Origin of the sequence: Paenibacillus sp. PL91, assembly GCF_012935325.2 — a bacterium.
Lineage (GTDB): Bacteria > Bacillota > Bacilli > Paenibacillales > Paenibacillaceae > Pristimantibacillus.
On record NZ_JABBYG020000010.1, the window covers coordinates 1 to 20,843 of the forward strand.

The 20,843-nt window shown below is 48.9% G+C and carries 19 protein-coding genes, 1 tRNA gene and 1 pseudogene; 14 read left to right on the forward strand and 7 right to left on the reverse strand.

The features are described from left to right. Positions 1–328: 328 nt before the first annotated feature. Entirely contained in the window at positions 329–1,009 is a 681-nt protein-coding gene (locus HI950_RS21515; protein WP_169082787.1) for a TIGR00266 family protein, read from the reverse strand. 288 nt (positions 1,010–1,297) lie between these two features. Next, a complete protein-coding gene (locus HI950_RS21520; RefSeq protein WP_169082786.1) occupies positions 1,298–1,837 on the reverse strand; it encodes a phosphatidylglycerophosphatase A family protein in 540 nt (179 codons plus the stop codon). Between the two features lie 131 nt (positions 1,838–1,968). Here HI950_RS21520 and HI950_RS21525 point away from each other — a divergent pair, with 131 nt between their 5' ends. The 3 genes from HI950_RS21525 to rdgB all read left to right on the forward strand — a co-directional run bounded on the left by HI950_RS21525 (position 1,969) and on the right by rdgB (position 4,626). After that, entirely contained in the window at positions 1,969–3,021 is a 1,053-nt protein-coding gene (locus HI950_RS21525; protein WP_169082785.1) for a GerMN domain-containing protein, read from the forward strand. 199 nt (positions 3,022–3,220) lie between these two features. Then, positions 3,221–3,958, forward strand: coding sequence for a ribonuclease PH (rph, locus tag HI950_RS21530; RefSeq protein WP_169082784.1), 738 nt, complete (start codon positions 3,221–3,223; stop codon positions 3,956–3,958). 5 nt (positions 3,959–3,963) lie between these two features. Continuing rightward, a complete protein-coding gene (rdgB, locus tag HI950_RS21535) occupies positions 3,964–4,626 on the forward strand; it encodes an RdgB/HAM1 family non-canonical purine NTP pyrophosphatase (RefSeq protein ID WP_169082783.1) in 663 nt (220 codons plus the stop codon). Between the two features lie 79 nt (positions 4,627–4,705). Here rdgB and asnB read toward each other — a convergent pair whose 3' ends face one another. Continuing rightward, entirely contained in the window at positions 4,706–6,550 is a 1,845-nt protein-coding gene (asnB, locus tag HI950_RS21540) for an asparagine synthase (glutamine-hydrolyzing) (RefSeq protein WP_169082782.1), read from the reverse strand. Positions 6,551–6,690: 140 nt separating this feature from the next. On the opposite strand from asnB, the gene HI950_RS21545 reads away from it, so the two are divergent. The 9 genes from HI950_RS21545 (at position 6,691) to HI950_RS21585 (ending at position 16,834) form a co-directional block, all read left to right on the forward strand. Then, positions 6,691–7,023, forward strand: coding sequence for a hypothetical protein (locus tag HI950_RS21545; RefSeq protein WP_169082781.1), 333 nt, complete (start codon positions 6,691–6,693; stop codon positions 7,021–7,023). A gap of 182 nt (positions 7,024–7,205) precedes the next feature. Next, positions 7,206–8,948: a cache domain-containing sensor histidine kinase gene (locus tag HI950_RS21550; protein ID WP_169082780.1), complete on the forward strand. Its 1,743-nt coding sequence runs from the start codon at positions 7,206–7,208 to the stop codon at positions 8,946–8,948. A 22-nt stretch (positions 8,949–8,970) separates the two neighbouring features. Further along, on the forward strand, positions 8,971–10,584 hold the full coding sequence (locus HI950_RS21555) for a response regulator transcription factor (RefSeq protein ID WP_169082779.1): 1,614 nt from the start codon (positions 8,971–8,973) through the stop codon (positions 10,582–10,584). Positions 10,585–10,781: 197 nt separating this feature from the next. Further along, complete coding sequence (locus HI950_RS21560) at positions 10,782–11,717, forward strand: ABC transporter permease (protein WP_411268122.1); 936 nt, start codon at positions 10,782–10,784, stop codon at positions 11,715–11,717. Positions 11,718–11,735: 18 nt separating this feature from the next. Beyond that, positions 11,736–12,623: a carbohydrate ABC transporter permease gene (locus tag HI950_RS21565; RefSeq protein WP_169082778.1), complete on the forward strand. Its 888-nt coding sequence runs from the start codon at positions 11,736–11,738 to the stop codon at positions 12,621–12,623. 64 nt (positions 12,624–12,687) lie between these two features. Continuing rightward, positions 12,688–14,223, forward strand: coding sequence for an ABC transporter substrate-binding protein (locus tag HI950_RS21570; RefSeq protein ID WP_169082777.1), 1,536 nt, complete (start codon positions 12,688–12,690; stop codon positions 14,221–14,223). 33 nt (positions 14,224–14,256) lie between these two features. Beyond that, a complete protein-coding gene (locus tag HI950_RS21575) occupies positions 14,257–15,354 on the forward strand; it encodes a Gfo/Idh/MocA family protein (protein WP_169082776.1) in 1,098 nt (365 codons plus the stop codon). Further along, complete coding sequence (locus HI950_RS21580) at positions 15,355–16,086, forward strand: ThuA domain-containing protein (RefSeq protein WP_169082775.1); 732 nt, start codon at positions 15,355–15,357, stop codon at positions 16,084–16,086. Between the two features lie 139 nt (positions 16,087–16,225). Then, positions 16,226–16,834, forward strand: coding sequence for a P-loop nucleotide/nucleoside kinase family protein (locus tag HI950_RS21585; protein WP_169082774.1), 609 nt, complete (start codon positions 16,226–16,228; stop codon positions 16,832–16,834). An 85-nt stretch (positions 16,835–16,919) separates the two neighbouring features. Here HI950_RS21585 and HI950_RS21590 read toward each other — a convergent pair whose 3' ends face one another. Next, on the reverse strand, positions 16,920–17,813 hold the full coding sequence (locus HI950_RS21590) for a LysR family transcriptional regulator (RefSeq protein ID WP_169082773.1): 894 nt from the start codon (positions 17,811–17,813) through the stop codon (positions 16,920–16,922). Positions 17,814–17,931: 118 nt separating this feature from the next. Between HI950_RS21590 and HI950_RS21595 the strand changes: the two genes are divergently transcribed. Then, positions 17,932–18,396: an HPP family protein gene (locus HI950_RS21595; RefSeq protein WP_169082772.1), complete on the forward strand. Its 465-nt coding sequence runs from the start codon at positions 17,932–17,934 to the stop codon at positions 18,394–18,396. Between the two features lie 75 nt (positions 18,397–18,471). Here HI950_RS21595 and HI950_RS21600 read toward each other — a convergent pair whose 3' ends face one another. The 3 genes and pseudogenes from HI950_RS21600 to HI950_RS21605 form a co-directional block, all read right to left on the reverse strand. After that, a complete protein-coding gene (locus tag HI950_RS21600) occupies positions 18,472–19,239 on the reverse strand; it encodes a cyclase family protein (protein ID WP_317618429.1) in 768 nt (255 codons plus the stop codon). Further along, positions 19,220–19,371 (reverse strand): annotated as a pseudogene (locus tag HI950_RS35990) (helix-turn-helix domain-containing protein); the annotation flags it as partial. The pseudogene HI950_RS35990 and the gene HI950_RS21600, both read right to left, overlap by 20 nt. A gap of 186 nt (positions 19,372–19,557) precedes the next feature. Continuing rightward, a tRNA-Arg gene (locus HI950_RS21605) sits at positions 19,558–19,634 on the reverse strand. A 239-nt stretch (positions 19,635–19,873) separates the two neighbouring features. On the opposite strand from HI950_RS21605, the gene HI950_RS21610 reads away from it, so the two are divergent. Further along, positions 19,874–20,779 (forward strand): hypothetical protein, encoded by a 906-nt coding sequence (locus HI950_RS21610; protein WP_223285423.1) that lies wholly within the window; start codon positions 19,874–19,876, stop codon positions 20,777–20,779. The last annotated feature ends 64 nt before the right edge of the window (positions 20,780–20,843 follow it).

Sequence of the window (20,843 nt, forward strand, 5' to 3'; positions counted from 1 at the left end):
CACCCATGCGAACACCTCCTAGATATATTCATTATTGATTTCTCTTAACGAGGTGTCCACTTTTTATTCTAGATGTAAATCTCCCGTTAATCGGAACACATTCACCAGAATTGGATGAAGTGTGGAGGATTAACGGGAGATTTTCCATCTAAATGCGGATAAAAGCTAAAACCACCTAAATTAGCTGGAGGTATTCCTGGTAATTCTGCTTATCCAGCTTATTCTGCTAATCCTGCTAATCCTGCTATACGGACATACGGCGTCTGCGCATTGCGTTACGTATAAAAATTCCGGGATATTACTGCTGCGTTTCAAAAAAGCAAAGCAGCTAGTTGCCGCCTGGTATGAACTTTTTCAGCCAGGTTCCGAAGCTTGCCGGGTTGCGGGATTGAATTAGAACAACACCTTCTCCGCGGAAGCGGCATACAAGTCCTTCACCGCTCGTAATGCTGGATAGCCAGCCCTTTGATGCCTTCTCAATCGTATAATTCATGTAACCAGGCCAAGCGACCAAGTGGCCGTTATCGACAATGACCTCTTCGCCAGCGCTCAGGTTAAGCGCGTGGATCGCACCATATGAGGATAGAAACACTGTGCCTCTGCCACTGATCTCAACTATAAAAAAGCCCTCGCCAGACAAAAGTCCCTTGCCTAGGTTTTGCATTTTTGTGTTGACCTCAATGCCGCTTGTGCCAGCCAAGAAGCCGTCCTTCTGAACATATAGCTTATAAGAGCCATCGAGCTCGATGGCCTCAATATCGCCTAGTGAAGGTGGAGCAAGGTGAACTTCACCTTGACCACGAGTCGCCGTCATTTCTTGAAAAAAGAACGTTTCCCCGCTCAGCATCCTTCCGAGCCCGCGCATGAAACCGCCGTCTGTAGTACCCTTCAGGTCGATGCTTGGCGACATGGAAACCATAGCACCCATTTCGGCCTTAACGCTCTCGCCCGGGTTTAGCTTTACCTTCAGCATGGCAAAGGAACCTTTATAAAAAATATCATAATTCATAAGTTATCCTCCTAAAGGTTTTGCGTGAGCAAAATCCTGCATCGTAGGGTAGACCTAAAAGTTTAGCGTAAGAAAAACTTGCATCGTAAACGTAGACCTATAGGTCCCGCATAAGCAAAACCCTGCATCATAAACGTAGGCCTATAGGTCCCGCATAAGCAAAACCCTGCATCATAAGCGGAGACCTATAGGTCTCTCATAAGCAAAACCCTGCATCATAAGCGTGGACCTATAGGTTTCTCATAAGCAAAACCCTTCTTCAAATAATCCTATGTTTTTGCCATTGCCTTAATCGAGCGGTGGTTGAGTAACGCCCTCTCGCTCTGCTTGTCTGCGGTGAGCCATGCGGCTGGCTGCAGATGCAGCGATAGCGCCGACGATATCGTCGAGGAATGTATGTATCTCGCCGTCGCTCTTATCATTCAGCCTGACCAGAATGCCTGGCTTCAGCTTATCGACGTAGCCGAAATTCGTAAAGCCGATGCTTCCATAAACATTGACAATCGACAGCGCCAAAATTTCATCACAGCCATAAAGACTCTCGTCATGCTTGATCATATCCTGCAGCGGCGGCATCAGCTTGCCTTCCTCGGCGAGAATATCGAGCTGAATGCCGGTCAATACGGCATTTTGCACCTCGCGCTTTGACAGGACGGCATCCACGTGCACAATGCAATCCTCAGGCTTCAAACCGGGGAAATAGTCCTTTTGCAGAAAATGCACAAGCTCGGCGATAGCGAGCTTAGTTACTCCGCGCTTAATGAGCCATTCGTCTGTAGCATCAGCCACCTTGCGGCTATTGAGGCTATAAATTTCGGGATTGGACATGTTTTTGTTCCCCCTTAGGATTTTATGGACAAAACTGGTCTAAATCAGGGAAGGGCTCGTATACATAGTACTACAAATAAGGAGTTGTACAAAGCCGACAGGCAAAACTTGATTAGGGAGGAAAGGTCAATATGATTCAAAAAAGATGGATTAGGGGTGCTGTACTTTCTGGAGTTTTGGTTCTGCCCATACTAACTGCAGGCTGCGGCCTGTTCTCGCAAGAGACAAGCAAGTCAATCGATCCGCCGCAGATCGAAGTGAAGGATGGGGTAGAGGGCGCAGAAACTGGACAGGCAGTAGGCGCTTCCGAAGAATCGCAAATGACTGTTTATCTCGAAGACCGCAATGGCTATCTGGCGCCAATCTCACTCCAGACAACGCTTGGAGCCAATGAAGCAGCGGGGCAGAAGGCGCTTGAAATGATGGTGGAGAACGGCGCCTACGCGAATCAGCTGCCAGAGGATTTCCGAGCGGTTATCCCGCAAGGCACGCAAATTAAGTCCTACAAAATCGATAAAGAACAAAAGCTTGCTATCGTCGATTTTTCCGAGCCATTCACGGGCTACAACCCGCAAGACGAGCGGACAATCGTAGAGGCGATCACTTGGACGCTGACAGCTATGCCTGGAATCGAAGGGGTTGAAATCTGGTATGAAGGGGCCAAGCTCCCGGAAATGCCAGTTGACGGCTACCCGCTTGACGATACGCTGACGCGGGCGGTTGGTATCAATATCGAGGCGGCTGAAGGCGTGAACTACGCGCAATCCACACCGGTTACGCTGTACTTCTCGGCTCAAACCTTAAACGACGAACAATATTACGTACCGGTTACCCGACTTGTCGATCGCTCGGCGTCTCCTACGCAAGCAGCGCTAGAGCAGCTAATCTCAGGTCCGCTTGACAAAAAAGAGCTGACCAGCGTTATTTTGCCCGATGTTCAAGTGAAGAACGTTGTTCTGGAGGGCGATGTTGCCACTGTAGATTTGCAGGATGAGGCGTATCAGGAAGGACAGAAGCTTCCGACCGAAATGCTTCAAGCGCTTGTCCTCTCCGTTACCGAAAATTCGAAAGCGACAACTGTCCAAATCAAAGTAAACGGGGAATCCAATGTCGTTGACATGGCTGACAAATCCTACAGTGAGCCTGTAGGCAGACCGCATCATGTCAATGCCATTAAATCTTAATCAATCATCAGCTTGCATGAAGAGGCTGCTCCAAAGGAAATTCCTTTGGGAGCCTCTTTTTTCTTTTTCAGGGGCGGCGGATGCAATTCGCTGCCTACTTTGTTAAAATAGGAAAGATTGTAGGAAGGATCAATTGGCTACAACGAACATAAGTTTTGTTAACGAAACATACAAACGCATCACTCAGGAGGAAATTAGCATGAGAAACGACGGTCGGCAACCGAACCAGCTTCGGCCGGTAACCATAACGACAGGTGTCAATAAATACGCTGAGGGCTCAGTCCTTATCGAGGTAGGAGATACGAAGGTCATTTGTACGGCAAGCCTTGAGGATCGTGTTCCCCCTTTCATGAAGGGGCAGGGCAAGGGCTGGATTACAGCCGAATATGCGATGCTTCCGCGCGCTACCCATTCGCGTAATATTCGCGAAGCGGCAAAGGGCAAATTAACCGGACGGACGATGGAAATTCAACGCTTGATTGGGCGTGCCTTGCGCTCGGTCGTTGATTTGCAGGCGCTCGGGGAGCGGACAATTACGCTCGATTGCGACGTTATTCAAGCTGATGGCGGTACGCGTACGACATCAATTACCGGGGCGTTCATTGCGCTATCGATCGCGATCAACAAGCTATCCGAGAGGGTTCAGTTCGCCAAATACCCGATTACAGATTTTCTGGCATCGGTAAGCGTAGGCGTTATTCAAGAGCGGGCATTGCTGGATCTGAACTATGAAGAGGATTCGAAGGCAAAGGTCGATATGAACGTCGTTATGACGGGCAGCGGCAAATTTGTTGAGGTGCAAGGTACGGGCGAGGAAGCGCCTTTTTCAAGGGATGAGCTTAATCAATTGCTGGCATTAGGGGAAGAGGGCATCACAGAGCTGATCAGCAAGCAGCGTGATGTGCTGGGACCTTTGGCGGCTCGAATCGGAGGCTAGTGGCCATGACGAAGCACTCGATTTTATCCCATGAGGTCATTGTCGTTGCGACCAAAAATGCAGGCAAAGTGAAGGAGTTCGCACACGCGCTCCAAAAGCTAGGCAAGGAAACGGCAAGCCTGCTGGACTATCCGCAAATTCCAGATATCGTTGAAGACGGCGAGACGTTCGCTGCGAATGCGAGGATCAAAGCGAAGACGACGGGCGATGCGCTAGGCGTTCCCGTGCTGGCTGATGATTCTGGACTGCGGGTCTTCGCTCTTGGCGGAGATCCGGGCGTCTATTCGGCTCGCTACGCGGGCGAAGACGCATCTGACAGTGACAACAATGCGAAGCTGATTCGGGAGCTGGCACGCTTGCAGGAAAATAACGAGCTAACGGATTTAGGCAAGCTGCCCGATGGTTCGCAGCTGCTGAGCAAGGCGCAATTCGTTTGCGCGTTAGCGCTGTACGATCCGGCAACCGGCGAATTTGTGGAAGCAGAAGGCACGGTAGACGGCGTGATAACGGATATTCCGTATGGCGCCGGCGGCTTTGGCTATGACCCGTTATTTTGGCTGCCAAGCTTAAACCGCGGAATGGCTGAGCTGACGAAGGAAGAGAAGCAGCAGATCAGTCATCGCGGCGTAGCGCTAAGGCAGCTGCTTCCGCTGCTTGAGCAAGCGTAATCGGAAAGAAAATAAGCAACCCCATCTATAGCGGCCGATTGAGCGGCGCTAGGAGATGGGGTTGTTTTTTTATGCCTAATCAGCCAATCACGACTTTGTACTGCTTCAGCCATAAATTCACTTGATATAAATAAGCGAACAGCTGCGGACCGGACATAAGCTGGCCGAACCAAGGGATGTTCGATTTTGCTGAATCCGATTCTGCAAGCTCCCTGACCTTTTTCACATTGATCAGCGGAAGCAGCGGGGAGGTTGGATCGTTCAGCACATCAAGCAGCAACTCTTTGACGGCCGCCAAATAGTTTGGGTTATGCGTTTTGGGATAGGGGCTTTTTTTGCGAGTCAGCACATCATCGGGAAGAACGCCGCGCAGCGCTTTGCGCAAAATGCCCTTTTCCCGGTCGCCGGATGTTTTGATCTCCCAAGGAATGTTCCATACATACTCGACAAGTCGATGATCGCAGAAAGGAACACGAACCTCTAGCCCGGCTGCCATGCTCATCCGATCCTTGCGGTCAAGCAGCGTAGGCATGAAGCGCGTAATGTTCAAATAAGACATTTGCCGCATATTACGGAGCTGCTCGGATTCGCCATCGAGATGGGGAACCTCGGCTATCGCCTGCGCGTAACGGTCACCAATGTAATCGAGCGGCTTGATCCATGCGGCAACGTCCGGGGCAAGCAGATCGGCGCGCATGGCGGAAGCAAGCGACCATGGGAACGTATTCGCATTTAGCGCCTCCTCGCGATGGAACCAAGGATAGCCGCCAAAAATTTCATCGGCCGCCTCGCCCGATATCGCTACGGTAGCGTCCTTCTTGATTTCATGGCAAAAGAGCAGCAAGGACGCATCGACATCTGCCATGCCGGGCAAATCGCGGGCGAAGGTCGCCGCTTTTAAAGCGCCAACCAGCTCCGGCGTATCGAACTGTATCGGATGATGGATCGTGCCAAGATGCGTCGTCATTCTCTCTATCCACGGAGCATCGCTGTTTGGCTGAAAGGCATGCGCCTTAAAATGCTTGTCGTTGTCGGTATAATCGACGGAGTACGTATGGACATTGCCCTGCCCGTTATCATTGTAATAATTGACGGCAAGCGTCGTCAGCGCGCTGGAGTCAAGCCCGCCGGAGAGCAGGGTGCACACCGGAACGTCGGAAACGAGCTGGCGCTCAACCGTATCCTTAAGCAGCTCTCTCACATGCTCTGCGGTTGCAGCGACATCATGCTCATGTGGACTGCTTTCAAGCTGCCAGTACGTAACTGTCTTAACGCCAGCGTGATTAACGGTCATGCAGCGGCCGGGCCTGAGCTCGCTAATTTGCTTATATACGCCTTGGCCAGGCGTGCGCGCCGGTCCAAGGATGAAGATTTCTGCAAGTCCCTCTGCTCCGACCTCCGGCTTCACCGCCGGGTGGGCCAAAATACATTTTTGCTCCGAGCCAAAAATAAATAAACCGTCCTGCGTGCTGTAGAATAGCGGCTTAACGCCAAGCCGGTCACGAGCGAGGAACAGCTCCTGTTCTGCTGCATTCCATATCGCGAATGCGAATATTCCGTTGAAACGCTCCACACATGCCTTGCCCCACTCCATAAAAGCGACCAGCAGCACTTCCGTGTCACAGCTTGTCGTAAACGTTCTGCCTCTGCTTTCCAATTCCTTGCGGAGCTCAGGCGCATTATACAATTCCCCGTTATAGACGACGACATATTTGTCATCACCGGTATGTCGGATCATCGGCTGTGCTCCGTTCTCCGGGTCAATGACCGATAAACGCCGATGGCCTAAAGCGCAATGCGCTGATATCCACGTGCCGGAAGCGTCGGGACCGCGCGGTGCAAGGGTGTCAGTCATCTTCTCTAAGCTCTCACTTTGCTTAGTCAGATCACGGTTCCAATCGATCCAGCCGGTAATTCCACACATCGATCTCATTCCTCTCTTTTGCTGGTCTCAAAGTAGCGATAATATCAGTTATATGCGGAAAAAGGGATAAAATGTCTGTCCGGCGGGGGATGCTAGAGGTGGCTGTAAAAGTTAATGAGGCAGGAAGGAGCATGCGAGTAATGGCTGAAAAAGAAGCAAGCAGCGAGGAACGCAAGCCATATTACGTATCGGTTCAGGCGGGCCAAATATTAGAGGACCCGGAGGCTGCAGCATATGAGCTTGAGATTATAGTAAACGAGGAAGAGCATACGCGTCTTAGAGAGCTGATGGACGAGCTGTCCAGCATGGATGAAGCGGAAATGCTTCATTTTTCCCATCATCCCTACGGTACGGCAAGCAACAGTGAAATAAACAGCGGCTATGACGCATTGATTCAACGCATTTATAAGCAGTTGTATGAGTATGGTACGGATGCGACGAAACGGCATATCGAGTCGATGCAGCTGCTATAAATATGCTCGCCGTAAGAAGGGGGTGCAGGAGGAGAATATGCTTCTTCGCATCCTCTTCTTTGCTGCTGGCAAAACGACTGTTTTTGAGCTTTTCATTCTATTAAAATAGCCCGAAAAATGATATACTTCTACAACCAAACGGGCTTAATCGTCCCTATGTCAATGAGAAGGACAGACCACCTATGAAAAATAAAGCGTCATTGCAGTTTAAATTAATCGTCGGTTTTTTGGCGGTAACGGTGCCTTTGTTTTGTATGCTGATCTACGTCAATTACTATGCGATGGATGTCGTTCGCAATCAGGTCGGTCAATCGACAAAAAATATGCTTTCCATGTACATGAGCGAGATCGATCGGACGCTTGAGGATGGCGAAAATTATATTTACAATTACGTTGCCAAAAATTCGGATTTGAGAACGTATGCCACAGCAGAATATGAAAGCGCTAACTATTTTTTCGCTAAAGTTCGGAATCAAAATCAGATGGTTGCCGATATGAGCAGCTTCGATCATGTGAATATGATTTTTATTTATTCGCCCAGTAACGACGAGCTCTTGAGCACCGCCTATGAAGGCGGAGACTTTACGGATTACGAGCATGCGAGCGCAGCTTTGCGCGACTTCCTCTCTCAGCAGAATGAAAAATCGCTTGCGGAGAAACAGTGGAAGGTCATTCAATATGATGGACAATCGGCGATTGTTAGGCTTGTAAAGACGGAGTACGGCCTTGTAATGGGCATGTGGATTGATATGAACCGTTTAATGGTTCCCTTTCTGTATTTGGATATCGGGGAAAACGGGCAAGCAATGTTTGCTTCAGATGAAGGAACGATATTGACCGATACATCGTTGGAAGAATTCGCGCTGGGCGATAAGCTGCTGCTGCCGGCAAAAGATGAGCCGTACAAGGAGCTGGCAGGAGATGCGGATTATATTTTGGTCGCAACTAAATCCTTGTTCTCCGAGGTTTATCTGTCCGTACTCGTACCCGAGTCGAAGCTGCTGCAGCAGCTTCCTTACTTTCAGCGACTCATTTATCTCATCCCTTTGGCGGGTGCAGCTGTTCTCGCCATTTACTTACTGTTTCTGCGAACGACGCTCATAAAGCCGATGAGCGATTTAATAAAAGGGATGAGACAAATTAAACGGGGAGAGCTCAAAGCGCGGCTGGGGGATGAGAAATCGAAGGAATTTTCGATTATCAATGATACGTTCAACGATATGGCGGCTGAAATTCAGGATTTGAAAATTAATGTGTACGAGGAGCAGATTCGCACGCAGCAGGCCGAATTAAAACATTTGCAGGCGCAAATCAACCCGCATTTTTTGCTGAATGCGATCAATATCATTTACAATTTAGCCGAGCTGAACAAAAATGATTTAATCAAACGAATGTCTACTCATATATCCAAATATTTTAGGTTCGTGACACGGACGAATGTCAGTTTTGTGAGCGTGTCTAATGAGCTGGAGCATATCGAGAGCTATCTGGAAATTCAGCAGCTGCGCTTTCCGAACTATTTGAAGTTTGAACTGACGATGGAGCCTGAATTAGAGCAGGCTGCGATCCCTCCGCTGCTGATCCAGCCATTCGTGGAAAATGCGATCAAGCATGGCTTTGAAATGGGAACGGAGCCCTTTCAAATCGGTGTTCATTTGAGATGGGGGAGCGGGGAGTCTGAGCGGAAGGCTTCTTATGAAATCATCATTCGCGATAATGGTAGAGGAATAGTGGAGGAGAAGCTCGCTGAGCTGAACGACAATCATTCCTATCTGTATTCGGGCGAGGGAAGTCTGGGCATATGGAATGTGCGTCAGCGGCTTAAGCTTCAATATGGCAATGCCGCCGAGCTCAGCATTAACTCTGGCAAGCCAAAAGGGACATGCATCCAACTAACGATACCATACCGTACTCTTTCCGAGTAGTGACAAGGAGCTGAACCAAACGATGTTTCAATTATTAATCGTCGATGACGAATGGTTTGCCGTAGAAGGAATCAAATCCGGCGTGGATTGGAGCGGTCTCGGGTTCACAGCCATTTATGAAGCGTTTAATGTCGACCAGGCAAAAGCAAGGCTCGCGCAGTCTGAGGTTGATGTCATCCTTTGCGATATTGAAATGCCGGGGCAAAACGGAATCGAGCTGGCAGGATGGGTAAGGGAGCATTTTCCCGCCTTGCCTATCATCTTTTTAACCTGCCATGCCGATTTCGCTTACGCGCAGCAAGCTATACATCTTGGCAGCTTTGATTATTTGCTTAAGCCGGTCGACTTCGACGTCTTAAAAAATACGGTGCACAAAGCGCTGGAGCAGCAGCTCGAAGTGAAAAGGGATAAGCAGCAAAACGAGATCTATATGAAGTACTACAAAATGTGGGAAACGAACAAAACGGTTCTATATGAACGTTTTTGGCAGGATTTGATGTGGCAGCGCATCGTGCCTTTGCCCTCGCATATCGAACGGGCGCTTGCGGCCAATGACATTCCTATTAAGTCTGATTATCGAGTTCTTCCTATATTAATTAGCTTGGAGAAGTGGGAGAAGCCCTTCAGCGCACGCGACGAGGACGTGATGGAGTATGCCCTCCGCAAAACAGCCGAGGAGCTGCTGCTTCTAAGCGAGCCTGGGCAAGTGATAAGAGACGGCAACGGCGTATTATTTGCGCTGTTGTTTGATGATGGAACGAAGGGGCGGACGCTGTCCTTTGACCAGATGAAGAAGAGATGCCAGGCGTATATTGAGGCATGCTCAACCTATTTGTATTGCAAGGTATCCTGTTATATTGGAGAATGGTCATTTCTCGCTGCAATGTCGCAATCTTACAACGCGCTGCTCCAAATGGAGCTGAACAATGTTGCGGTGAGCCAAGCGGTGCTATTTTATAAGGAACAGACGCCCTCTGCAAAAGAGGTTCAGCTGCCTGCATTTTTTGAATGGGCGGAATTGCTCGAGCAAGCAAAATGCGAACAGCTGCAAAACGTTGCGTCTGATATGTTTGACAAGCTTGGGACGGACGCAGGCATAAAGGGGGAGACGCTGACGATCATCTATCACGGGCTGCTGCAGACCGTCTATTATGTGCTTCAGAAGCGCGGCGTGCCGGCTCATGCGGTGCTGGGAAGCGGGACAACGCTCGACATGGCAACGGCGACAAGATCGCTTGCGCAATTGCGGGCATGGACGATGAAGCTTATCGAGACGGTTTGCGATCATTTATCGAGCAGAGAGAAAGAGTCGACTATTGTGGAGAAGGTGAAGCGGCTTATTGAGAACCATCTATTCGACGAAATGTCTCGCGAGAGCCTGGCGGCAAGTGTCCATATTAACCCTGCTTACTTATCGAGACTTTTCCGCAAGGAAAGCGGAATGAGCCTGTCTGATTATATGATCCAGCAAAAAATGAAAAAGGTGAACGAGCTGCTGCTGAACTCAAACGAGACGGTAAGCAATATAGCCAAAATGTTTCATTACACGAACTTTTCGCATTTCTCCAAGCTGTACCGCAAATATTACGGCCTAAATCCGCAAGAATATCGCAAGCAATTTTCCAAAAACGTATAACGGCTGGGCTGCAAAGCTTCCATTTAAGCAAGAACCTAGAGTCATGTGCTAAGCGCGGGCTCTTTTTTTGTATCTTTCTTTAAATGTCACAATCCGTATCGACCAAGTCATTTAAGAGGTAGGTCGCTTCTTCGGAACAGGATATGATTGCTCCATAGAACACTAACGACTTGGAGCGATGCATATTGAAAGCCGCAATGACAGGAAACAGCAGCAGTTCGACCTTCTGGAAAATGATGAGGAAGCATCGGGTTTTGCTGCTGATGACGGTGCCGGGCATTTTGTATTTTTTGATCAACAATTATTTGCCGATGTTTGGCGTCATCATCGCCTTCAAAGATTTAAATTACGCGAAGGGCATTCTCGGCAGCGATTGGGTCGGCTTTAAAAATTTCGAGTTTCTGTTCCAAACGGATAGAGCTTATCTGATTACGCGCAATACGGTTCTCTACAACGCTTTATTTATTTTCATAAATGTCATACTGGGCGTCGGTGTGGCGATACTGCTCAATGAGCTTAAGAAAAAACTGATGTCACGCTTTTACCAAAGCATTATTTTGCTGCCCTATTTGCTCTCAGCCGTCATTGTCAGCTATTTGGTATTCAGCTTCCTCAGCGTAGAGTATGGCTTTGTGAACAAATTGATTCTGGAGCCGCTAGGCCTGGACGGCATTACGTGGTACAGCGAGCCAAAGTATTGGCCGTACATTTTGACGATCGTGAATGTGTGGAAAAGCGTCGGGTATTTCAGCATCATCTATTTAGCTGCCATCGTCGGCATAGACGCCGAGTATTACGAAGCGGCAACGCTTGACGGGGCGAGCAAATGGCAGCAGGTGCGGTCGATTACGTTTCCGCTCATCATTCCTGTCGTCATGATCATGACGCTGCTGCAGGTGGGCAAAATTTTTAATGCGGATTTCGGATTGTTTTATCAGGTTCCGATGAATTCAGGAGCTTTGATGTCCGCAACGGATGTTATCGACACCTATGTGTATCGCGCGCTTATGCAAATGGGAGATGTCGGGATGGCTTCGGCAGCCGGCTTGTATCAATCGGTGCTTGGCTTCCTGCTCATCTTCGGCGTAAATTACATCGTCAGAAAAATAAACAGCGATCACGCGCTATTTTAGGCTAGGGGGAACAAAGCTATGCTTTTATTAAAAAGGAGCCCGCAGTTTTTAATCCATTTGTTTTTTGTTCTGTACATCGCGGCGACGATCTTTCCTTTGCTGCTTATCTTCATGGTGTCGATAACGGAAGAAAAATCATTGCTGCGCAACGGTTACTCGTTCTTTCCGGAGATCATCGATTTTAGCGCATACACGTACCTGTTCTATGATTCTTCGACCATCGTAAATGCTTATGCGGTAACGATATTTGTAACGGTTGCAGGCACGTTTTGCGGACTATTGTTAACGGCGCTCTTTGCTTATCCCATCTCGCGCAAAGACTTTCCGCTGCGGAAGCTGCTGACCTTCTATGTTTTTTTCACGATGCTCTTTAACGGAGGGCTTGTGCCTTGGTATTTGGTCTATACGAATCTGCTGAATATCAACAATACGCTGCTTGCATTAATTGTGCCAAACCTGCTGATCGGCGGCTTTAACGTACTCATTATGCGAACGTTCTTCACGACGACGATTCCGCCGGAGGTTATTGAGTCGGCCTCGATGGACGGAGCAGGCGAGCTCCGCATATTTTTTCAAATCGTGCTTCGGCTGTCACTGCCCGTCATGGCGACGATTGGCTTGTTCATGACGCTTGCCTACTGGAATGATTGGTACAACAGCTTGATCTATATTAATGACATCGATATGTACAGCATCCAGTATTTATTGAACAAAACGTTAACGGACATTCAAGTGGTGCTGAATCAGACGACTGGCTCGCTTCAATCGCAATTGCTGGCGAGCGTTCCGACGGAAACGGTCAGAATGGCGATGGCGGTAGTCGGACTAGGGCCGATCGTGCTCGCGTACCCATTTTTCCAACGTTATATTGTGCAAGGGATGACGGTTGGCGCTGTAAAAGGCTAATGCTGGATCTATCAGACCAGTTTAGTATAGATATCATCAGTACAAATACGGGAGGGGTATCACAATGAAACAAAGAAAGGGAAATTACATTTGGCTGCTATTGGTGCTTGCGATAACGCTTATCGCGTCCGGCTGCGGCAATTCAAACACGCCTGATTCTAGCGGCAGCAATAAAAGCGAGGCGACTAACTCTGGCGATGAAGGGGAGAAGAAGCTTGACCCGTACAAAATCGTGCTCGTGCTTCCGGGGTCGCAGCCAAAAGACGAGCAGCTGGTTTTGGATAAAGTAAATGTCATCCTGAAGGAGAAGATGAATGCAACGCTTGAGATCCGTTCGATCGATTGGAGCGCATGGGGGGACAAAACGAACCTTATGTTTACGTCGAACGAAGCGTTCGATCTTATTTTCTCCGCAGGCTGGAACGGCTTCTCGCAGCAGGTGGGCAAAGGACAATTCCTTCCATTGGATGACTTGGTGGAGGAGTACGGCGGTGCTTTCTTAGATACGATCGATGCACAAATCGTCAATGCAGCCAAAGTGGACGGCAAGCTGTACGGCATGGTCGCCAATAAGGAATTTGCGGCCGACAAAGGATTGATTTTGCGCAAAGATTTGGTGGATAAATATCAGTTCGACCTATCCAAAGTTAAGGAACTCGCCGATCTGGAACCGCTGCTCAAAACGATCAAAGACAATGAACCTGGCGTCACTCCCTTTATCGTAAATGGCGGCGCATCCCCATCTGCAGCCATTCTCGATTACGGCTACTACGACTTGCTTGGCGACGGACCCGGAGAGCTAGCCCGCACCGGTGAAGGGCTGAGCGTCATCAGCAAAATCGAAGACCCTAAATATATGGAATACGCCAAGCTGATGCGCAAATGGTTTTTGGCAGGCTATATCAATAAAGATGCAGCTACGCTGCAAGACATCGGCAAGGCGCTCGGCTCGGGCAAGGCGTTTGCACAGACAGGGTCGTTCAAGCCAGGCTCCAATTTGGAAAATTCCCGTTCGCAAGGGACGGAATTGGTAGAGATTCAGCTTATGTCGCCATTTACAAGCACAACGGATGCGACCAGCGCGGTGCTCGCCATCTCGCGGACATCCAAAAATCCAGAGCGTGCCATGATGTTCGTTAATCTCTTGTTCTCAGACAGCGAGCTTATGAATCTGCTTATTAACGGAATTGAAGGCACGCATTATGTTAAAAAGTCGGATAACATCATTGATTTTCCGGCAGGCGTAGACGGCAGCAGCTCGGGTTACCCGCCAACTAGAAACTGGATGCTCGGCAATCTTCCCTTGATTCATATTTGGGCAAACGAAGATCCGAACAAATGGCAGGCATACAAGGACTATAACGAGAGCGCCGAGAAATCGCGTGCGCTAGGATTTACGTTTAACGCCGAGCCCGTCAAAACGGAAATTGCAGCGACAAGCAACGTAGAGAAGGAATTTAAAAACGTCATCGTAACCGGCTCCGTTGATCCGGAAGAGCAAATCCCGATCTATATCGAGAAGATGAAAGCGGCAGGGATGGACAAAATCGTTGCGGAGAAGCAAAAACAGCTGGACGAATGGGCTAAAGCGAATAAATAAATGCAAATGCGCAGGGAAATGGAGAGAGAATCTATGACGGAAATTAGAGTCGGCATCATCGGGCTTGGCGGCATGGCTAACGTGCACATCGAGAGCATATCGAAGCTGGAAGGAGTACGGATTACGGCCCTTTGCGATTGTTCAAGCGAGGCTGTGAAACGGGCTGGCGACAAGCTGAGCATAGCGGGAAATCGCAGATTTACGCATTATTTGGATTTGATTGCGAGCGATGAGGTGGATGCCGTCCTGTCCATTACGCCAAATGATGCCCACTTTGAAATTGTGAAATGCTGCTTGCAGCACAGCAAGCCCATTATGACCGAGAAGCCCTTCACGCGAACGTTCGAGGAAGCGTATGAACTGCACCAGCTTTACCTTGGAAATCCCATACCTTCTATGGTTGGCTTCTCTTATCGCTATGTGCCGTCCTTCCGTTACGCCCGTGATCTGATTAAGCAGGGGAAGATCGGGCAGGTTAGGCATATATTCGTCCAATATTTGCAATCATGGGGCGTGCCGATATACGATACGCCGATGAATTGGCGCTATCGCAGCGAAATAACAGGAACGGGCGCGCTAGCGGATCTCGGCTCCCATATGGTCGACGCGGCACGTTTTATGATTGGCGAATTCGATGAAGTGACGGCACAGATGAAGACATTTATTGCAAGCCGGCGCGATCCCGCTACAGGTGCGGAGGGGATCGTAGACGTTGATGATTTTACCGGCTTTCTGGCGACGCTTGATTCACAGGTTACGGGTGTGTTTCAGACTTCTAGAAATGCCTACGGCTCGGGCAACCAGCTTGAGCTTCAAATCTACGGCGAGCTTGGAACGATTTCGGTAGGCTGTGAGCGAGGGAATGAATTAACGTGGATTCATCCGAATGCGGAGCATCCTGCATCCATTGTAACGGAGGTACTGAAAGTGCCTGCTAAGTATGAGCTTGCTCAAATGGCGGATTTCTTCGATATGGTGCGCGGCCATGTTCGTGAGGAGCTTCCGACCATTCAAGACGGCTTTGCCAATCAAGAGGTGCTTGAAGCGATTTATAAGGCTGCCGAAAACAAACGAACGATATCCTTGGCGGAATTCCGCTCCCATCATCAAGCGGCAGGAGGGAACAGATAGATGAACACTCGCGTTACGGTTTGGAATGAATTCCGACATGAGAGGACAAATGATAAAGCAAAGGCTATCTATCCAGAAGGCATCCATGCCCAAATTGCTCGTTCCTTGACCGACTACGGCTGCGATACTCAAACAGCGACGCTGGATGAGCCGGAGCATGGGCTTGGCGAGCGCGCCTTGAACGATACCGATGTATTGATATGGTGGGGACATATGGCGCATGACGAAGTGGATGACCGGATCGTTGAGAAGGTGCATGAGCGCGTCCTGCAGGGCATGGGACTTATCGTGCTTCATTCCGGCCATTATTCAAAAATATTCAAGAAGCTCATGGGCACCAGCTGCGCGCTGAAGTGGCGGGAGGCGGATGAGAAGGAGCGGCTCTGGGTCGTGAATCCTGCGCATCCGATCGCTGCGGGAATCGGCGAATACATCGAGCTTGAGCAGGAAGAGATGTACGGCGAACATTTTGATATCCCTGCGCCAGATGAGCTTGTATTCGTTAGCTGGTTTGAGGGTGGAGAGGTGTTCCGCAGCGGCTGCACCTACTATAGAGGACAAGGGAAAGTGTTTTATTTCCGGCCTGGACACGAAACCTACCCCACCTATCACAATGCGGACGTGATGCGTGTCATTGCGAACGCCGTGCAATGGTGCGGGGCAGAGCGAGGCGCTAAGCCGAGCTATGGGCATATCCCCGTTCCGATGGAAGCGATTGTAAGAGGGGAATAACAGAGAGGACATTCCTCCAAAGGTAATGGGCCTTGGGGGGCTGTCCTCTATTTATATAGTCTGAAGAGAGGAGAATATTCTATTAAAATGTCGAATAAAATGATATACTTCTACAAAAAAATAGTGGAGGGTTTTCGTTTTGCAAAAGTTGGTTTTTTTCGTAGGCGTAGCAGGCACAGGCAAAACAACAGTAGCAAGAAAGCTCGCGGATCGCATTCCAGCGGCCTTTCTTGATCGCGATACGATTGGCGGTAGATTTGTAGAGGCGATTTTGGAGCAGAATGGCCTTGATAAGAGAGATCGGGATTCCGATTATTATAAAAAGCATTTGCGTGATTTGGAATACGATACGGCGAAGGATGTCTGCATTGAGAACCTTGCAGCAGGGCAAAGCGTATTTATGATTTCTCCTTTTACGGCGGAGCTGAAAAACAAGCAATGGATCGAGGATGTGCTTGCGGCAGCAGGGCTCACGAAGCAGGACGTGGACGTGAAGGTCGTTGTCGTCACGCTACTTGACATGGAGCTGCAAAAGAACCGCATCGTCGGCCGCCAAACCGAGCGCGACCAGTGGAAGCTGAACCATTGGAGCGACTTTGAGAAGCGGATTGAATTTGTGCCGCAGATCAACTGGGACATTCCAAGCTCTTCGGTTCTTGTATTCGATAACAGCGATGAGCTTACAGATGAGAAAGCAGAGCAATTATTCCATTTTGTAAATGAGAAGCAGGCGACCCTATCGGTTTAATGCTTTCTTAATAAACATAGCAGAGGCGGCTTCATGCGGTTCATTTCCGTGAAGCCGCCTTTTTTTTGTGCTGCTTGTCCCTAAATCAATTGGTTGAAAAATATGCCTTTAAATGCTGGATGAGAGCTCTCGCAGCCGCTTTGGGTTCGCGTGATTTGTGTGTGATGACGCCATGCGTCAGCGTTAATTCCCGCTCATAGGGCAGTGGAAGCAGCGTGCCGGCGGCGACCTCCTTGGCGATATTGGATTCGGGTACGAAGGCGATTCCCATGCCGCAGCCTACGGTCTGCTTGATCAGCTCGACGCTCGGAAAGGACAATTGGTCGGCAAGCTCGACATCGACGCCCCGCAGCACATCGCGGCCGTATGTGTGATAGATGCACTGCTCTCCAAAGCTGATAAAGGCGGAGTCGTACAGTGACCGCCAGCCTTGCTGCTCGAACCGCTCGCGAACGGAAGGGGCGCAGACCAGCGTCAGCTTCTCTTCGAGAAGGGGCGTAAATAGAAGGTCATCGCGTTCCGGTGCCATTGGGACGATTCCGAGGTCGGCGCGATGGCTGGCTACCTGGTCGGTTACATCCTGCATAAGCCCCGGCGTCAAATGCAGCTTGATCTTCGTAAATTGCTTAAGGAAGCCAGTTAGAAAAAGCGGCATATGCGACACCGCAAACGACTCAAGTAGCCCTACTCGCACGATGCCGGACGGGCTGTCCGCTTCCACGAGCGCATCCTGCAGCGACTGCCCAAGCTGGATGAACTGGTAGGCAAAGGGCGCGAGCTGCAACCCGGCCTCCGTCGGCTCGACGCCGCGCGGCAATCGATGAAACAGCTTTTTTCCGCTAGTCAGCTCCAAATGCCGAATATGCGAGGTGACAGTCGATTGCACATAGCCAAGGCGGTCCGCAGCCCTGCTGAAGCTTTTTTCCTCCAGCACAGCGGCAAAGGTAATGAAAAAACGTCCTTCCCACGATTCAAGCATTTCGCCTGCCTCCTTTGGTATCGGAAAATGAAATACATATTATCGCAAACATTCAATATTCAAATAGATAACCCTATGATAGCATGAGCGTTAATAAAACGAAACGAGGTGCAGGAAAATGCTGAGGAAAATAAGCTGGAAGCCTCTGGCTGCTGCTGTTGGAGGAACAGCTGCAATAGCATTATTGCTTTTAATGGGAGATGCGGCGTCTGTAACGCTGCTGATGGCTCCCTTTGGCGCAAGCTGCGTTATTGCTTTCGTATTGCCGGAAAGTCCGCTTGCCAAGCCGAGGAGCATCGTTGGAGGGCATCTCATCAGTACGGGAGTAGGACTTGCGATGCTACAGCTATTTGGGACGTCGACTTGGTCTCTCGCGCTATCCGTAGGTCTTTCCATCCTTCTGATGCAATATACGAGAACCGTTCATCCTCCGGCAGGCGCTGATCCGCTTGTCGTTATGCTAAGCGGGGCAAGCTGGTCGTTTTTGGTTACCCCGGTCTTGCTGGGAGCGGTCATTATCGCAGTAGCCGCCTATGTTTATCGCAGGATGCTTGCATCCAAGCCTTCCGCGGCAAGGCAATGAAAAGAAGGCTGCTCCGATCGGTTTATACCGGGAGCAGCCTTCTATGCTAACTACAACGCTCAGTCTAAACGTAGTTCAATATTCTTCAATTTCAACGATGACATTAACGACAGATGCATCGTGGTTTTTAATGCGGAGTGGTGCTGCGAAGGCGGAAATTAGCTTTTTTCCAACCAACGGCGCTGGATTAATGTCTTCATAAATAAGCATTGTCGGCTCTTTATACTTTTCGTGGTCTAAGAATGCATGGTGGACAAAATATCCATTGCCTTTTGCTTCTGTCAAATTTTCAATGCTCAAGGTATCAATGGCCACCGCTTTGCAGTTTGGCAACTTCGTACGGATGTATTCGGCAGCTTCTGGAGAGACGGCTGGGAAATTATTGGCGTATTTCTCGAAATCCGTTTCCCGGTGTTTCCAATAGCTCGTATTGAAGATCAGAATGTCCGCTTCGTACAGGTCATCATATTCATCGAGCTTTTCGATGGTGATTAAGCCGTTCGGGCCAAGCGGACAGTCAATTAATAGCGGCTTTCGGTAGATGAAGTCTTCAATTGGAACAGCATCTATTCCCTTACCGTTATTCAAATGATGCCATGGGGCATCGACATGGGTACCGGCATGAAGATAAATGCTTAACACACTTCCATTCCAGTCGTCCCCTTTGTCCAAACGCTCTCTAGGCTCTATTTTCACTTCTGGCAATCCTGGATAAACAGGCATTCCTTCATAAATGGGGTAACCAATTTCAACGTATTTCGGCATTCTAAGACGCTCCTCTGTGAGTATAAATACAAGCTCAGCATTAAAATTCCTACTCAATTTAATTGTGACTATATTCATATGCTGTTCTTCATAAACGCTTTTAAAGTGTTTATTTAAATGAGTCAAATCAACAAAACCACATTCAGCAACTGCTGAATAAATATCTCCATTTTTCTCTATTAACTGCATTGCACACTCTATCTTGCAGTTACATTTCCTGAGTGATAAGAGTAATCCTCATTGTAAAAAAACCCCGTGTGAAAAAATGTGTAAAAAAAATCATAACCTAACGTATTCTCAATTGTGTTGTGTAAAAAGAAAAACCCGCAAATTCCTTTGTATACAAGGGAATTGCGGGTTTATGTAAATCATTAAACTGATTCATCGTAGTTCTTATGGCGTCCCGGAAGAGATTCGAACTCCCGACCGACGCCTTAGAAGGGCGTTGCTCTATCCAGCTGAGCTACCGGGACACAAGCAATAATATACCACATGCCTTTATAATATTGCAAGCACATTTTTAATATCATCGGTAATTTATTCTAATATTTGCTTTAAGCATAGCCTAGATGCTACATTTGTTTTTTCTTTTGTTCGTACATGGTATAATCGTACGCAAGATTGAACGAATGAACAAACGGCATGACCATAAGGCGGTGTTATCATTACAACTCCCAATGACACACAAGGCGACAACAAGGATAACGTTTATTTGTTCCCTAGCATGCTGGACCATTATCAGGTACAGTTAACCCGTATGCTGGAAGCGGAACAATACGGGGAGGCCAAGGAGTTGCTGCGCTTTTTGCTGCAATGCCAGGGCGAGGATGCGCGCCATTATGAAGAGTGGGACAGTCTTCTGACATGGCTCGACATGGCTTTTCCTGAAGACGGAATCGGTGAAGAAGGCATAGGCTACGTAATGTCCAAACAGGAAAAGGAAGAAGACGAGGCGACTATACGAGAGCAACTTCTGAATCCACCCGACCAGGATGAGGCTTATGTAAACCAAGTGCTCTACATCATGCAAAATCATCCGATGATCGATCAGCAGATCCTTGCCCTTGAACGCGCCGCCTATATTCAATCTCCGGACATGGACGAATCTATTAAGAAATGGCTGGCAACCGAGCAGGTGCATCCGGTCGTTCAATTTAAGGCCCTTCAATGCTTGCGCAAGCGAGGAGCGAGCGGGACGCTTACTTTGGAGAGATTAGGAGAAACTGTAGAGTTCGAGCTGGAGGCAACGCCACTTTCTATGGACGATTTTCCGTCGCCGGTTATTCGGATTTTAGAGCGGACGGAGCAGATTGCCGAGGTTGACGATCCAACTTTGCCGCATTTTGCCAGAGAGCTTTGGAAGGAAAGTTTGCAATTTTTGTATGGTACGGCTGCTTATCATTGGATGCTGAGAGATGATGAGGATACGGTTGATTATTTTGCAGCAGCGCTGCATTTGACACTGCTCCTTACCGTTTACGGCTCGGCCAACGATGACGATATTCGTGATACATACGGCATTACCGAAGGATTAAGATTCCGTTATGAGCAGGCATGCAAGGCATTGCGGCAGGTTGCAGTGCTTCAGCAATCCGGGGAAGATGAACCAGAGTCTTGATAATCTAGCCCAGCTTGTTTATAATAGAATGGTTTATGAAACGTGACTACTACTGATGCATGAG